This window comes from Mycoplasma sp. 773 (assembly GCF_053851515.1).
Window position 1 is genome coordinate 67,120 of sequence record NZ_JBSQAV010000004.1, and the last position, 16,790, is coordinate 83,909.

Annotated in this window: 10 protein-coding genes; 1 reads left to right on the forward strand and 9 read right to left on the reverse strand. The window is 28.4% G+C overall.

All coding sequences use genetic code 4. The features are described from left to right. Positions 1-353 precede the first annotated feature (353 nt). The 9 genes from ACWXVJ_RS01450 to ACWXVJ_RS01490 all read right to left on the reverse strand — a co-directional run bounded on the left by ACWXVJ_RS01450 (position 354) and on the right by ACWXVJ_RS01490 (position 15,362). Positions 354-4,109: a hypothetical protein gene (locus ACWXVJ_RS01450; RefSeq protein WP_455966251.1), complete on the reverse strand. Its 3,756-nt coding sequence runs from the start codon at positions 4,107-4,109 to the stop codon at positions 354-356. A 384-nt stretch (positions 4,110-4,493) separates the two neighbouring features. Further along, positions 4,494-5,222 carry a triose-phosphate isomerase gene (gene tpiA / locus ACWXVJ_RS01455; protein ID WP_455966253.1) on the reverse strand — a complete coding sequence of 243 codons (729 nt, stop codon included), beginning with the start codon at positions 5,220-5,222 and terminating at the stop codon, positions 4,494-4,496. 46 nt (positions 5,223-5,268) lie between these two features. Next, the gene (locus tag ACWXVJ_RS01460; protein ID WP_438340871.1) at positions 5,269-5,775 is read right to left on the reverse strand and encodes a hypothetical protein; all 507 of its coding nucleotides are present in this window, start codon (positions 5,773-5,775) and stop codon (positions 5,269-5,271) included. Between the two features lie 96 nt (positions 5,776-5,871). After that, positions 5,872-8,379: an ATP-binding cassette domain-containing protein gene (locus ACWXVJ_RS01465; RefSeq protein ID WP_455966255.1), complete on the reverse strand. Its 2,508-nt coding sequence runs from the start codon at positions 8,377-8,379 to the stop codon at positions 5,872-5,874. Then, entirely contained in the window at positions 8,369-9,499 is a 1,131-nt protein-coding gene (locus ACWXVJ_RS01470; RefSeq protein WP_438340873.1) for an oligopeptide/dipeptide ABC transporter ATP-binding protein, read from the reverse strand. The genes ACWXVJ_RS01465 and ACWXVJ_RS01470 overlap by 11 nt, the downstream gene beginning before the upstream one ends. A gap of 2 nt (positions 9,500-9,501) precedes the next feature. Beyond that, on the reverse strand, positions 9,502-10,803 hold the full coding sequence (locus ACWXVJ_RS01475) for an ABC transporter permease subunit (protein ID WP_438340874.1): 1,302 nt from the start codon (positions 10,801-10,803) through the stop codon (positions 9,502-9,504). 25 nt (positions 10,804-10,828) lie between these two features. Beyond that, positions 10,829-11,962, reverse strand: a complete 1,134-nt coding sequence (locus ACWXVJ_RS01480; protein WP_438340875.1) for an ABC transporter permease subunit — start codon at positions 11,960-11,962, stop codon at positions 10,829-10,831. An 8-nt stretch (positions 11,963-11,970) separates the two neighbouring features. Further along, positions 11,971-14,775, reverse strand: coding sequence for an OppA family ABC transporter substrate-binding lipoprotein (locus tag ACWXVJ_RS01485; RefSeq protein WP_455966257.1), 2,805 nt, complete (start codon positions 14,773-14,775; stop codon positions 11,971-11,973). A gap of 392 nt (positions 14,776-15,167) precedes the next feature. Then, a complete protein-coding gene (locus ACWXVJ_RS01490) occupies positions 15,168-15,362 on the reverse strand; it encodes a hypothetical protein (protein WP_455966259.1) in 195 nt (64 codons plus the stop codon). Between the two features lie 322 nt (positions 15,363-15,684). Between ACWXVJ_RS01490 and ACWXVJ_RS01495 the strand changes: the two genes are divergently transcribed. Further along, the gene (locus tag ACWXVJ_RS01495; protein WP_444705162.1) at positions 15,685-16,233 is read left to right on the forward strand and encodes a deoxycytidylate deaminase; all 549 of its coding nucleotides are present in this window, start codon (positions 15,685-15,687) and stop codon (positions 16,231-16,233) included. Positions 16,234-16,790: the final 557 nt, after the last annotated feature.

Sequence of the window (16,790 nt, forward strand, 5' to 3'; positions counted from 1 at the left end):
ACAATACCACCTATAAAAAATGCTTTATTTTAATGTATATATATAAATTATTTAATATAAAATAAACTAGCCTAATATCGGTTTTTAATCAAAACAATATATATATATATATAGTAAGACATATACTAAAAAACAGATAATAAATGATACTTTATACTCATTTTTTATGCTTTTCTTGCGCTTTTTTTAGGATTAGTGCTAATAAATTATTTAATTATCGCCCTATCTATTTTTTGTTTTATTTTGTATTTTTTCTTATTTTGCATGTTTTAACATGCCATATATTGAGATAAATAAAAAAGTAAAACAAGAAACTTCTAAATGAAATTGGTTGTTTTACTTAAAAATATTTTTTATCTTGTTTGGGTGGCTTTTAGTAAATCTTGTTTAGCAGCTTCTAGACTCTCGGTTTTTTCTGCGACATCCTGAATTTTTTGACTAACTTCACTAGTAAGTTTATCTAATTCTTTTTGTGCTAATTCTTTATTTTTTAGTTCTTGCTGAATTTTAGTACCAAAATTATTGATTTTTGATTCGGCTTCTGCTTTTTGATTTTTAATATCTTCTAATTCTTTATTTATTTCAGTTATTAAATTTGTTTTAGATTCAACATCATTTTGTTGTTTCTCTATTTTTTTATTTGCATCATCTAGCAGTTTTTCCTTCATTTCCTTAGGAAATTGAACGGCTTGTTTTTCTTGCAATGCAACATTTACAGCATTTTGCTTTTCTTGAATATTTTTTTCTTGTTGGGAAATGTTTTTACTTATATTTTCAATTTCTTGGGGTGCGTTGGCAATTGTTTCGCTAGCTTTTGCTATAGCCTCTTTTATTTCTTTTATTTGTTTATTTGTATTACTTAAATTACTATTAGCATCATTAAATTTTTGAATTGCTTCATTATGTTTTTGATCAGCAATATCTTTAGCTTCCTTTGCCTTAGATTCAATGCTTTTAACTTGATTTACTGCCTCGATTTTTGAATCAACTTCCTTAGTCTTTTCATCTAATTTCATTTTGGCTCTACTTGCATTTTCTTGTGCTTGCATTCTTTTGTTAGAAAGATCAGTTTTAGCAATTTCTAAATCAGCCTCCGCAGCTTGTTTTTCTTTTTTAGCTTCCTTATTTTCTTGTTGCGCAGTTTTTAAATCAGTTGTTGCTTGCTCCAAGTTTCTTGTTTTTTGTTGGAAATTATGATCAGATTCATCAAAGGTTTTCTGGGCTTCATTTTTCTTTTGAACTAAGTCTTGATTATTTTTTTCAGATTTATTTTTAGCTAGTTGTTTTTCCTCAAATTCCTTTGTTTTTTGAGCTAAATCAGTTAATGCACTAGTTTCTCTTTTTGTGGATTCTTCATTTCTAGTTTTTGCTGCTTCAAGCGCTTCTTTAGCTTTGGAAATAATATTTTTTTGTAGGTTTATATTACTTTTTGTTTGAGCAATCTCGGTTGTTAATTCTTCTAATCTTTCGAAATAGCTATCCTTTTGTTGCTTAATTTGTTGGTAAGCGTCTTCAGCTACACTAGATGCTTCCTCTTTTTGAGCCTTTTCTTCTGATTTTGATTTAAATTCTGGTTCAATTTTGGCTTTTTCAGCTTCGGCTTCTGTTTTCTTAACATTAGCTTCATCCAAGGTTTGTTGCGCTTTTGCTTTATTTTCATTTGCGTCAGCTAAATCTTTTTCAGCTTGCTTGATTAGTTTATTAGTTTGCTCTATTTCTTCATTTTTAGCAGCAATTTCATTTTTGGCTTGTTCAATAGCTGTATCAGCATCATTTTGAGACTTTAATAGAGCCTCAACTTCCGCTTGAAGTGTATTTGTTTCAGCAAGAGTAACTCTAGCTTTCTCTTCCGTAGCTTTCAAAGTATTTAAAGCAGAATTATACTTGGCACTTGCCTCACTTTTGGCGTTATTATAGCTTTCTAATTCAGCTTCTAGACGTCTTAATAATTCGTCCTTCTCTGCTATTTGTGCTTTAGCATTTTCTAGTTCTTGTTTTTTAGTGTTAACAGATTCCTGTGTTTTGACTTTTTGTTTTTCTAAATTATCCTTACTAGTCTTTTTATTATTTCTTTCTCGCTCTTTGTTGCTTAATTTAGTCATTGCGGGATTAAAGGTATTTTTAAGATAATTAAAAGCTTCTTTATCAGCTTTTGAAAATTCAGCAAAATCAATTTTTTTTGCATTTAATTTTTTTGTTAAATCTATAACTTTTTCAAAAAGTCTATTTTTCTCTTTTTGTATCTTATTAAATTCCGCTTTAGCCTCTTGGGCTTCTTTTTCGGCTTTTTCATATTCAGCATTTGCACTAGTAATTTTAGCTTCTAATTTAACTAATTCATCTTCTAAAACTAGAATTTCCTGAGCTAATGTATCTTTGTTTTGCTCAGCTTCCTGCTTTGCTTGCATTGCTTCACTCTTATCAGCTTCTTTTTGGCTTAATTCTAAAATTCTTTGATCTAGTTCGCTTTTAGCTTCGTTCTCATTTTTTCTTTTTTCTGCCAATTGTTCTTCAATCACGGTTTTTTCTTGCAGTTTAGACTGGTATTTAGCATCTAATTGTGGAAATTTTTGCTTTGCATCATCCGATATTTTTTGGTCTTGTTTTTGTTTATTCTTAATTTCTTCTAATGAACGCTGTATTTCGGTTATTTTATTTTTCAATTCTTGAATTTCAACTGGTTTAGTTTGCGGTGCATTTGTAGCATCTTCTATTTTCTTCAAGGCTTCTAATCTTTGTTGCTCTATTTCGGCAACTTTTTGTTGTGCTTGTTCAAATTGTTGAGCCACTTGTGCATATTCTTTTAAAACTTGTTCTAACTCATCTTTCTTTTCTTCAAATTCAACTTGCGACTCTCGCTCTTGCATTTGGAGATCATCAAATTTTTGGCGTAAATCTCTTTGATTATTTTCAAGAACTTCTTTTTCTTTTTCAAGTCTATTTTTTTCTTCTTCGTTTTGGGCTAATTCTATTGTTTTTTGATCTAGATTTTGTTTTGCATCAACTATCTCTTGTTTAGCATTTTGCAATTCTTGTTGTGCTTCTATCAAGGCTTGATTAGCATTGTTAAATGATTCAGTCTTTTGTTTTAAATCTTCATCGCTTATCGACAAGTGTTTTTTTGCTTCATCTAGTTGCATTAAAACAATGTTGTGAGGTTCTCTAATTTTTTCTATATCATTAGATAAATTATTTACTTCTTCTGTTTTTAAAGTAATCGTATTGTCAGTTTCTTTGATTTTTTTAACAGCTTCTTCAATGCGTTTTTCATTATTTGTAACTGCTTCTGATAATCCATCTAATTTTTGCTTAGCCAACATATATTCATTAGAAAGTTGATTTTGCTGCGTTTTTAATTGTTCTAATTCGCTTGTTATGCTATCTAGATCTTTCTTTTTTGATTCATACTCAGTAGAAACCTTACTTGCCTTATCCGAAGCATTTTTCTTCTCATCAGTAGCATCTTTAATAGCTTGCATTAATTGTGGTAAGGATTGTTCCTTTTGAATTAATTCCCCTGATTTTTGTTGACTTAAAATTTTGGCATCTTCCAATTGCTTCTGTGCTAATTCTTTCTTTGTTTTTGCTTCTTTTAATAACTTATTAGCTTCTTCTAATTGCGCTGTTTTTAAATTAAAATTTTCTAATTTTTCATCAAAAAGTTTTTTTGCGCTATTAAAATCAGATTGAATTTTTTTCTGCTCTTGTTTAGCATCTTCTAACTTAGTCCTCGCCATCTCTAAAGCACTATTAGAAGTGCTAAGTTCTGCTTCCTTGCTAACTAAATTTAAACTAGCTTGGTCTATCTTATCTTGGATATCTTGATTTGAAGATTGAATATTTTTAATATTTCTTTCAATATCGCTAATTTTCTTACTCAATTCTTTTTGTTTATCTTGCGCTTTTGTTAACTTATCTTTTGCAGATTCTAATTGCGCTTGCTTTTGATTAACAAGTTTTGTTTTTTCGGCAATCAATAAATCTCTTTGAAGCCTTATTTGATTGCTTTTTTTAATCGACGTATAAGTTATTGCTGTTGCTCCAGCAATAACTAAGCTAGCTGACAATGTTAAACACAATGCCAACACTAGTTTTTTTCTTTTCATCATAATTATTCCTTTATAAAATATTTCATCAAGACATATATAACATTATGCTTTTTATGACTAAAATCAATGTTTTTTATATTAATACAATAATTTATATATGCACTTATATTGTATAGAGCACGAGAAAAAAATTATAATATTTCCTAAATATTTTTAAATAGTAATCAATTTTAATAACATATTTTTTATAAGTTTATGTCTTTATATTATAAGAGATTCATACATCATTAAAATTAAAAAACAACTTAAAATAAGTTGAATTTTATTTTTTTAAATTTCATTTTTTGATTTTATAAATAGTTGCGCTTCTTAAAATTGTCTTGCTTCATAATTTATGGCTTCTAAGTAAAAGAAAATAAAATTTATATGCTAAAAGTCGTTATTTTATTTAATTTTTAATGCTAGCGATACAAAGTCATTTGCATTTAGCGAACCCTTTCCAACAAGATATCCGCTCAAATTCTTTACTTGTTCCAATCTTTCTATACTATTAAAGCAAACAGAGCCACCATATAAAACAGGAACATTTTTATCCAATTCATTGTGAATAAAATTTACAACATTTTGGATATGTTCGACCTTTGGAATAATTCCATTGCCAATACAATAAACAGGCTCATATGAAATAATTAAATTATTATAATCACTAATGCCTTTTAGGGCGCTTTGGATTTGCTTTTGTAAAACATCAAACGTACGGCCAGTTTCGAATTCGTTTATCGATTCCCCGATACATAATATAGTTTTAATATTAGTTTTTTTAAGATGCAATATTTTTTGGTTGATTAATTCATCAGTTTCGCTAAATAATAATCTTCTTTCACTATGTCCGATAATTACAAAATCAACATTTGCTTCAATTGCCACATTAAGCGATACTTCACCAGTATAAGCACCATTTAATTCATGGAATATATTTTGCAATCCAAATAAATAACTACGCTGAGGATTATTATAAGCTATATATGTGCTATCAAATGAAGGGGCAATGCCAATCTTAATGTTATTTAATTGGGCTTTATTTTCATCTATGAGATAATCAAGAGCATCGATATAAGATTCGACATCTAAAAAAGTTTTATTCATCTTAAAATTTCCGATTAAATATTTCATAAAAATTCCTTCTTTTGTTTTTTTAATTTATTATTAATTAAAATTCTTATAAATGTATTGCTAGCATACCAATAACTAGTGTAAGGGAGGAAATGCCGATAATGAGATATGAAGCCAAGTTAGTTGACCCTAAAATATTTTTGTTCTTGCTTTTTTTTGCTTGTTCGATATTATAAGCATTTCTTTCACTATTTAAAATCTTATCTTTTTCAAATTGATTCATACCAGAATAATATTTAGCCTTGGCACGCATGTTAATGCGATAATTATGATAAAAGCTTAATATCGGCGAGGCCAATCCTTTACCAAATCCGCTACGAGAAATTAAGACCAATAAGCCAATACCCATAACAGTTACACAACCAACGCTAATTGCATTAGACCATGTTATTTTTACAGAACTCTGCTTTTTTAAAAAACCTGTTAATAATATCATTAAAATCATTAAAAAAATTGAAATAAAAAAATAAATAATATTACCTAGTGTTCAGCTTCGTGATCAATAACTTCCAGATTTTCTATATTGACTTTTTCTATAATTTTTTTTCTTCATATCTGTTCTCTTTAATTACTAATTATACTTAATTAATTATAATTAAAACAGATAAAAAAACATTAGACAATATTATTCGTCTAATGTTTAGTTAAACTATTTTTTAACTCATTTTGCAATTTGCTCTTTTGTTCCGTATATTCAATGTTCTTTATCAACTTGATAATTAATTGGCATATTTGGAAACTGTTGCTCATAAATATAATCAATATTAAATGAAACATTTTGAAACTTTTCATTAGCATTTGATATTTTGGGAATTGCCTTAAATAAATTAATTGTATATGGGTGTAAAGGATTATTATAAATAGTTTCCGTTTTACCGCTTTCTACAATCTTGCCTAAATGCATAATTTGCACATTATCTGCAACATATTCAATCATACTCAAATCATGGGCAATAAATATTAAACCAATATTTTTTCTAATACATAAATCTTTTAACAAATTAACAACTTGCGCCTGAATAGAAATGTCAAGAGAAGCAATTGGTTCATCGGCAACAATAACTTTTGGTTCAGTAATCAATGCACGAGCAATAACAATACGTTGTAATTGTCCGCCACTAAATTCATGTGGATAGCGATATGCAAATTGTTTTAATAAACCAACATCTTCAAGAGAACGATAAATAATCATTTTATACAATAATTCTGAAATTAAATATTTAGCAAATGGAAATGAAAACTTATAATCATAAAGATTAAATCTTTTAGACCATTTCGTATGATGAACGTCAACATTTTCGCTATTTTTCTTATTAAGATTTAATTCAACTCATTTATAGTCAATACCAAGTAATAGATAAATACGCTTAATGTCTTTTCTTAAATAATCTCTTTCGATATTAAATGATTTTAATGTATCCTCTTTCAAGGCAATATCAGAGTTATACATTTTAACAACAGTATCTTTATCTTTTTTGATAGCCTGAATTTTTTCAAGAATCCTTTTGATATCTTTATTTGTTTTAAAAATATTTAGGTCATTAGGTTTTGCTTTTAGTGATTCTTTTAATACGTTATATTTCTCGGTTAGAGAATTAATTTTAGTATCATAAAGATTTTTAACATATTTTATGAATTCAAATTTATGTTTTTTGTATAAATCATTGCAAATAGTTTGATCAGCCACTAAGCGTTGATACTCTGCCTTTTCAATTTGGATTTGTTGATACAAGTCATCAATAATTTTCTTATAACTTACTAAGAAGTTAGAGCGACCTTGCAAATACAGTTCTTTGGCCTCTTTAAGTTTTTTATGCGCTTGTGACAATTCTTGATGTGAATATTGCGGAACTTGTTTTAGCGCTATTCTTTGCTTTAAAGTAGATATTTGTGAATTTAATTGTTCTAATTCATCGCGAAAGTTTTGCTCATTTCTATTGGAAATTTCGGTATATTTAGAAAAATCAAACTTAAAATTTTCTTTTAATGTTTGCTTAATTTGCGCTAACATTATCTTTGAATACTCAATTTTTTCTAGATGTGTATTATAAAAGTTCAAAACATAACTTTCAAGCTCTTTAACCAATTGTTTTATATCTTCATAATGTAAAAATGTTAGACATTTTTTTAATGAATTCAAGGTCATCACTCTTGCTTTGAATAGATATTCATTTTTTAAATTATACAAATAGAAATCTAAATCAGTAGACATTAGTCGTGCAATATTCACTAAGCCTCTTTCATTTTTATTTTCTACACGGAAGTTACTAAACGTATTTTTAGAAATATAAATTTGATGTTTATGCTCTTTTATTAGTTGTTTTTTCTTAGTAAGAAGATATTCCAATTCCTTCACATCATCATATTGTTCACAAGATAAACAACTTAATTTACTAATTTTCTTAAATTCTTCTTGTGCTTTTCGATATGCTAATTCTTCCTTAGATAATTCTTCGCGACGGTATTTAGATTGCATTTCATAATAGAAATTTATCAACGACGAAGCGTTTGAATACATATTATTAATAATCAAACTTTCCATTCTTTGTTTTTCTTCTAGGTAAGCATAAAACAACGAAAAGTTATCTTCACGGCTCAATTCCTCATCTAACTTAAAATCAGCAAATGCCTTTTTTCATTTTGAAAAGAAAGGATTAGCAAGGCGATTAATTTCTTGATAATTTTGAAGTTCTAGCTTCATGGCTTGAATTTGAAATGTATATTTAAATGTTTTTTTGACTTCTAACCAATCTTTGAAAATATCATTTATTTTAGTTTTCATTATACCGTTGACTAATAACGGTTCTCTTAGGATTGTATAAATATTTTGTTGACTATTTAAAGAAGCATGAGGATCTTGAAAAATCATTTGAACGTTTTTACGTAGATATTTTTTAAGCGATAGGCTAATGTGCTTACCTGAAATTATTTTATCTTCTAGTCGCACAAATCCATTATAATCATCATAAAGTCTCAATATTGTTCTACCAACAGTTGTCTTCCCTGAACCAGACTCACCAATAAGACCAACAATTTCTCCTTCATGAAGATCAAAAGATACACCATCAACAGCTTTATTAATGATACCTTGACTAACAAAATATTTTTTAAGATTATCAATTGATAATATAACTTTTCTTTCTTCTTTATTTTTCATTTTGAAATGCCTTTTTAAATAATTCTAAACGATTTTGTAGATCTTTTGTGAGTTCAACCTTTGGTGCTTCAGGACTTAATAATCAAGTAGCGGCTGAGTGTGTTTCAGTTATTGGGATTAAAGGAGGTTCTTTGATAAAATCAATTTCAAGAGCATAATCATTACGAGGAGCAAAAGGGTCACCAACAGGAAGGTTAGCCATATCTGGTGGCGTTCCTTTAATGTTATACAATTTTTCCTCTTTTGATTCAGGAATAGCAGATATTAAAGCTCATGTGTATGGGTGCGCGGGTTGTGTAAAAATTTCTTCTTTCGAACCTTTTTCAACGATTCTTCCGGCATACATAACATAAATATAATCGCAGAATTTCGCAATGACGGAAATGTTATGGCTAATTAAGATAATGGAAATCCCCATTTTTTGTCTAATTTCTTCAAATAAAGCGAGAACACTAGCCTGAACAGTAGGATCAAGAGCAGTAGTTGGCTCATCAGCAATAATTAAATCTGGTTTAAGAGCAACTACCATAGTAATAACAATTCTTTGTTTCATACCACCTGACAGTGTATGAGGATAAGCACTAAAAATCTTTTCTACATCCCTTAAACCAAATGTTTTTAGTAAACCTAATAAATAGGATTTTTTTTCAGTATATGTTTTAGCACTTCACTCAGTATTATTATTAAGTGCATCTAATAATTGTTTTCCAATGGTGCGAGTTGGGTTTAGCGATGTTAAGGGGTCTTGAGGGATATATCCAATTTTTTGACCTCGAACAATTTGCCAATATTTTTCTTTTTTAAAAATGTTGCTTAGTTCCAAATCACCAATTTGAATTTTATCAGCGCTTATAATTCCATTCTCATTAACATTAATTAACGTTTTTGATGTTACTGATTTGCCAGAGCCTGATTCACCAACTAATCCTACAATTTGCCCACGCTTAACATCCAAGTCAACACCACGAACAATATGAATAGTTTTTTTTCTGCCTGCTGGAAAACTTACATGTAAATTTCTTACTTCTAACAATTTATCATCTTCCATTATTTCTTGCGATTGAAATCTAGAATATAAATATGATCGCTTTTGAGTAGTTTGTTTTTTAATTTGTGACATAATTATTTTCTCTTTCCCTTAGTTATTACTCTAGGATCAAGGGCATCATGAATACCGAGAGCCATAAAGTTTAGCGATAATGATAGTAATAATAATATTAATGTCGGAAGTAGGATTACTCATACGTTTTCACTAGCTTCTGAAGCTGATTCAATTAAGATCTGACCTAAGTTAGTATCATTCCCAGATTTAAAGAAACCAAGAAATGCCAATGATGCAACTCATAAAATTACACTTGGGACATTTTTAACAAATGAGTTAGCAATTTTCCCAATAATTGCAGGCAAGGCGTGAACAAATATTTGTCTTGAGGCAGAAGCACCTATTGCTTTTGAGGCTGTTATATATTCCTCGTTTTTAACGGTTATTATGTATAACCTTGTTAAACCCACAAACAATGGCCATCCAGCAATAGACATAGCTAAAATCAAGGAAATTTGGTTTGTCCCAAAGATTCCAACAAATATAAGAATCCAAATAATTGTTGGTGGAGCATTAAAAATGTTAATTATTCTCATAATGATTGTATCAATTAATTTACCTGCATAAAAACCAAGGACCGCACCTAAAGTGATGCCAAACACAGCTTGAATTATTGTGGTAATAATAGCAATTTCAATCCCTCTCCATGTTGCATATCACGTTGTAACTCATATATCATAACCAGTTGAAGAGGTTCCTAAAATGGTTTTTAATGTAGGAACTTGCGGTATTAAAACCTTAGTTACATATTCATCAGTTAGTAAAACTCCGTTAGGTCTTGAGTTAATTAAACCATTCAGAACTCACGCTTTAAATAAATGATAAGCATTATAGTGAATAAATAATTGACCTTGATCATTAGTGTCAATGGTTGTTGAATTTGTAAAGAATGCAAATCAATTATTTCATTCAACTTCTTGTCCTAATTCCTTTCCATGACTAACAACATAATTATAGAATTTATAAATCTGATCGTCGGGTGTTATAGCTTTAGTTACAAAAGGTGAATATGCCGGCGGCAATGAGTTAATAAAATCATAACCATTAATTGGTTTGTTGGGGGTATAATTTGTGACTAGACTTGATGGAATTAATAATGATGCCAGTAATATAAACAAAAACACAATTAGCGAAACAACAACAATTGGGTTTGAAAAGAATCTTTTTATAATTTCAATAGCCATTTTTTTAGGGCGCCCCGCTATTGAGGAGGTTTGAACCTTATCACTTTCAGAAACAAAACCGAACTTTCTAGATAGTTCAGAACTTATTTTGTATTTTTTGTTAAATTCTTTAATCTGAGATTGTAAATTATCTTCCATATTTAACGTTCTAACCTACCTTTCATTATGGATTTTGAGACATAGAATTATGGTTTTGTTGATTCAATGCCCTTTTTGCATATAGATCTTTTTCAAGTTTCTTTCTTTCTAAAAATGCTTTAAAAAATAGCCAATAATTTTTCTTATTTTGTGCAGAATATGTAATTTTTGGATCTAATACAGCAAACATTACATCTACAAATATCTCAGCAGCTAATCCAATTCCAGTAAAGAATATCGTTGAAAACATAATAATATTAATTTCTCCAGTTGGAAATGAATTAGCAATAACAGTACTTGTTCCTGGAACATCTCAGTATCTTTCAATAATAATTGAACCAGACAATAGCCCAAGGAATGAGCCAAATAATAAGCTAAATAATGGAATCGAAATATTTCTTAATACATACTTAAAAAATATTTGAGTAGCCTTCAATCCTTTAGTTTTCGCTATTAAAACATAATTAGATGTTAATACAGTGATTACTTGATTTCTTGTATAACTAACATATACAGCCATTGAAGTTAAGGTAATAATTAACACAGGCGGTAGATATGATACAAATAATTTACCAAATGTTGGTTCAAGAGCGTCTCTTGGAACTACGGTTGGAATACCAATTTTTAGTGAAATGGTAATTAATATCGGAGCTAAAACAAATGAAGGAATTGCTACAAATAATAGAACAAATAAATTAGCGCCAGAGTCAAATAATTTTCCCCTTTTATAACCGGCAAAAACACCAATAGTTATACCGCTAATTGAGCTAATAATAAATGCAGGAAGAGTAATTCTAATCGAATATTTTAATGGGGTAAAAAATAATAATTGTATGTTAGTATATTCAGAAGGATTTGGATTATTTTCTTTATTAATAATAAATCCAAAATCACCACGAAAGATATTTCCGATATAACGGAAATATCTTACGATGATAGGAATGGGCGTACCATCTTCATATCTAAGCCCAAAAGCTATTTCATTGTCATATGTAAGTTGCTCAATTGAGAGCTTATTTTTAGGATTTTGAAATAGTTTTTCAACTATTGCTTTAACCGGACTTTGCCCAAAAGCGCTGACAAGTGTATATACAACAAAAGTTATAATAAACAATGTCAGGAGTGCAAATAATATTCTTTGACGTATATATCTAAACATTGTATAAATTAGTTTTTAATCTTTCAATCTACATATAGATCGACACCAGGATTTGTGGAATCAGGTACGACAAATTTTTTCTCGACTAATGCTCTACCAAATTCGTTCTTTTGTTTAAAAATTGCATATGTGAATCCAATATTAAAGAATGATGTAAATTGTTCCATTAACTCAATTGCTTGTTCATTAGTATGTTTTGCAATATATTGTAATCAAAATGCTGCTGTTCATGCATAAGCATCTGTTCCATGCTTGCCATCATGTGATGTTCAAGGGATTGCTTTATTATTGCTATCTCTTTTTAGAAAATAGTGTTCTTTCCCGTTTTCAGTTCTTTTTTCAAAGGTAACAGAGGTAGTATATGGTAGGTATTGTCCCTTATATTTGTTTTCAACTAAATGAAGATCCGCAAACGGTACTGAACCAATTCACTTATGTGGTCCATCCTCGTTAGCATATTCAACCATATCCTTTGCAAGTTTATAAATTTTTGGATAATTTTCTCTTATTAATTTGTTTTTATCACCCGAATCATTTGCTGCTATTCAAGTTAATGTCGGAACTAGGTTTGCGCTAAATGAAAGGCCGTCATATCCTGAACCGATTGAGTCGTAGTCGTATGATCACGAAACAGTTTCTGATCCATTTGATCCTCTTGATCTAAAATTATCAAATCTAGGATCATCTTTATTATCAGTGTAATATATTGATAATTTTAATTTTGGATGTAATTGTGAAAATGTTTCTTGAATACTTTCAAATGCTGTTTTATATCCCTTAGGTATATTTATAAATGGAAAGGCATATTTAAACTCAATATCTTGGTCTTTATATTCAGGAAATTTTTCATAAAAATTATCAATTAATTTCTTTAGTTCTTCTTTAATTTTTTCAAAACCGGCAGATTCAAGTTTTTGTGATCTCGTTCCATTCTTTTTAAATAACACTTCTTCATTTTCGCTAGGACTTATTTCTTTGCCTATTGTGGTACCAAAATCAATTTTTCCAGACTCATCTGCCTTTAGAGCAAATAAAGAGTTTATTCTGTCTCTGACATCATTTGGAGTTCTGAATTTTGATAATTGTTGGTCATTACCGCCAATTGGTGAACCATCTGCAACTTTTGCTATTCATGCCGATGACTGAGAACTGGTTGCTTGCGAAGCAAACTCATCTCAATTAATTGCAGCATTTATTAAAGTTCTAAAAATTAATCCACGACCAGATATAAATTCACTTGGATCATTTAAACCCTTTGATAGCTCGTCTCTTGTTGCTCCATAAACTAATTTGGCAAAAGCATCATTGAATTCATAGAAACTATTATTTTGCCCTTGAGGAAGTGCTCTAACAAATGGTTGTGCAACGTTTCTATAAAATGGTCTATTTGTATTTACAACTTGAATGTAACGCAATCCAAATTTATTACCATCTCTCAAAATTTCATCTTGTTGTGCTTTATTTAATTGACTAAATGCAATTTGCGAAACGCTACCTTCTTTGTACTTATTAAAAATTCTGTCTGCAAATGTTTCTGCCGCAACGTTTTGATTATATATAAACACTATTTGCTCAATAGTATCAGGGCTATTCACAAATTTTTGATCATAGTAATTCTTATTTTTCTTAAGAATTAACTCCTGTCCTTTTTGAGGTGATATATAATATGCGCCATTGTATAAAGTGTTTTTTAAACTTACTCCATATCAATAGGCTCCAACCTTATATACTATAGAATTTTTATCTAATTTTCTAATCTTATCTTCAAATTTTTTGGTTTCATCATTTTGCAAACCGTTATAGTTATATACTGGCAATTGCTCTGTTTGGTTTTTTTCATCAATATATTGGGAAGGAGCTGGTTGAAAGGTATAATCTCTCAATATTAACTTATTAAAGAACTCTGTAAATTCTGGATTATCATGATTAGAAATTTTTTCAAATGTTACAGCATCATCTAATCCTACTTTTTGTATAAATTCTTTTTCTACAGAAAACTTCTTATGATCAATACCAAAAAGACTGAATAAATAATCATTTGAATACTCCTCTTTATCAGTAAAGGCTGATGAAGAAGCGTCTGATAAAACTTTGGCAGCCTCTTTATCAAGTTCCTCAGAGCCACCATTTTTATCTCTGAATGATTGGCTGACAGAAAGTGTTCTTAATCACGAGTAATAAAAATCTTTTGCATTAACTTCATATTTCGTCTTTTTACCCGTTTCGTCAACTCAAAAAACACCTTTTCGAATAATAAATTGAACTTTAGTAGCTGATTTTAATTTATTATCAAAGTTAAAACTGTTGATAGATTTTTGATTATTCGATTTTAATTCTACTGAAGCAGAAGTGTAATATTTAACTCCGTCTTTTTCGCCATTAGGCTCTGTCATGATATCGGCATCATCGGAATCAAATGTTGTTATAGAACCATTTTTGTCTGTTATAACAACTGCAGAAGCCATTGCTAATGCCTTTTTTGTTCAAGTTGGAGTTGTGATATATTGAGCAGTTCCAATTATTTTACCACTTTGATCCTTTTTGACTTTGTTAGTTAAAACTGGTTCTCCGATATTTTCAATGCGAACCAAACCAGCTGAAGTTTGTTGTGTCGTTGCGACACTTACATATCCACCATACGATCTTGAAGCATCATATACAAATGCTTGTCCTGTATAAGGTGAGTTATATTCAAACACGTATTTATGAACTTTACCGCTTTGTAAGTTGTTGCTGCAGCTTGCTAAAAGCAGGGGCACTGAAGCACTAAGTAAAGGTAAAGAAGCTAATAATATTTTGTTTGCTTTTTTCATTTTAATCTCCATTTTTTATAATTCCATAAAAGTCATTAAGGTGTTATTGTATTTAAAAAATTATTATCTAGTTATATAAAATGACTTATATAAAATTACAAAATAATTATAAATTATTTTTAATCTTTTGTTAGGTTTTGCTCTTAAAGAGGCGCATTTTCTCTTGTCTTTCAATGTGACTTTTTTAATACATTTTTGATTGATTTTTATTACTTTTTTATTGAAATTATTTAAATCTTGGTTTTATTAAGAAAATACTAAAAGATACTTTTTTATTAAGAAAATTCTTATGTTTATTGAGTAATTATGTACCTCTAAAATCCATAATCTTAGGACGGCAAATAATGTTGAAATATGAAAAATCTATATTATTCTTTTTAATTTTAATCTTATTAATTATGATATTTAAATGTATAAGTTGCATTACAAATTCCTCCAAGAATAATATTTTTATTTCACGAATTCATAGAATTCATCTTAATAATACCCTTGTTGAAATTAATAATTTCAATAGCAAAAAATGCAGCTATTATAGCTGTGAACATACTAGAAATTTGATAATTTTCATTTATTTTTTTTATGTCCATCATTTTTTCCTAACATTTATTATTTTAACAACATTTAAAATTTTTTTGCAAAAAAATATAATACTTTTTAAATTTATTTATAAAAATCGACTTAGTTTTAGTAGTTTTATTAATATAAAAAATAAAATAAAAAAATAAAGCAATATTAGATATTTTTGATATAATTTTTTTAATTCAACTTGTTATGGCTAATTATTTAGCATAATGAATTGGATTAACATAGTTAATGTCTTATCCGAGCTTTTTTGCTTATTTCACTAAATAATTTAGATCAGGGTCTGCGGAGTCTGATTTTTTAAAATTGTGATAAAATTTTACTATTATGAATTCAAAGACAAAAAATATTATTTTTAACGAACATAAAGACAATATTAAATGAGATATATATTTTATGTCCTTAGCCAAATTAAGTGCATTTAGATCTAAGGACCCAACAACAAAAGTAGGGGCCTGTATTGTAAGCCCAAATAATTATGTCATTTCATTAGGTTACAATGGAATGCCAACTAGTTTTAATAACACCGAGGTTGATAATGACCTAGCCTTTCCATGGAATCGACCAAGTTGTTCTGATGATGTGCTACATTCAAAATATACATATGTTGTTCATGCTGAAGCAAATGCTATAATTAATGCTAATCTAACTAATTCTAAAATTGAACCAGGTTCAGCAATTTATGTTACACATTCGCCATGCTATAACTGTGCAAAATTAATTGTCCAATCAAAAATATCGAAAGTTTATTATGCTAGTGAATATAAACCGGAAGCAGATGATTTTAAAGCTAGCCTAAAAATATTTAGCACCTTTGGTGTTGAATTTATAAAAATAAAAAATGATTTTGATATTGATTTTAAAATAAAGAAATAATTTTTTATTTAATTTAAATTTTTAGGTCTTAAAAATAAATTTAATATCACAAGTTTGATAAATATTTTTAAACTATAAAAATGTTGCAATTTGACTAAGAATTAACAATTTTCTAATAAAAAATTAGAAAAAAATAGTTCTACTTTAGGAATTTCATAAGAAATTGTTTTATTTTTTTCATCTACTTTAAAATCAAAATAATTTCTTACGAAATAAATAATTAAAATTATCAAGCAGGTCTTGATAATTTTAATTATTTTGTTATAGTTTCTCCACATGATTGAGAGCTCAAAAGAGTTGCTAGATTTATAAATATCGATGAATATTTTATTAAATCAAACATAAAAAAAATCAATTTAAACTTGTTTTAGTTATAAAAACCACTAAAATTTAAGTTAAAAAAGAATAAAGCCATCATTAAATTAAAAAAAATTCCCACTTTTTGGGGAAAAGTTAAACAACTAAAAATATAAAAAAAATTGCCTATATTTATAGCAAGCTTTTTTTGTTCCCTGAAAACTGAATATCGACTTTTTTTATTTTAGATAACTTCTATA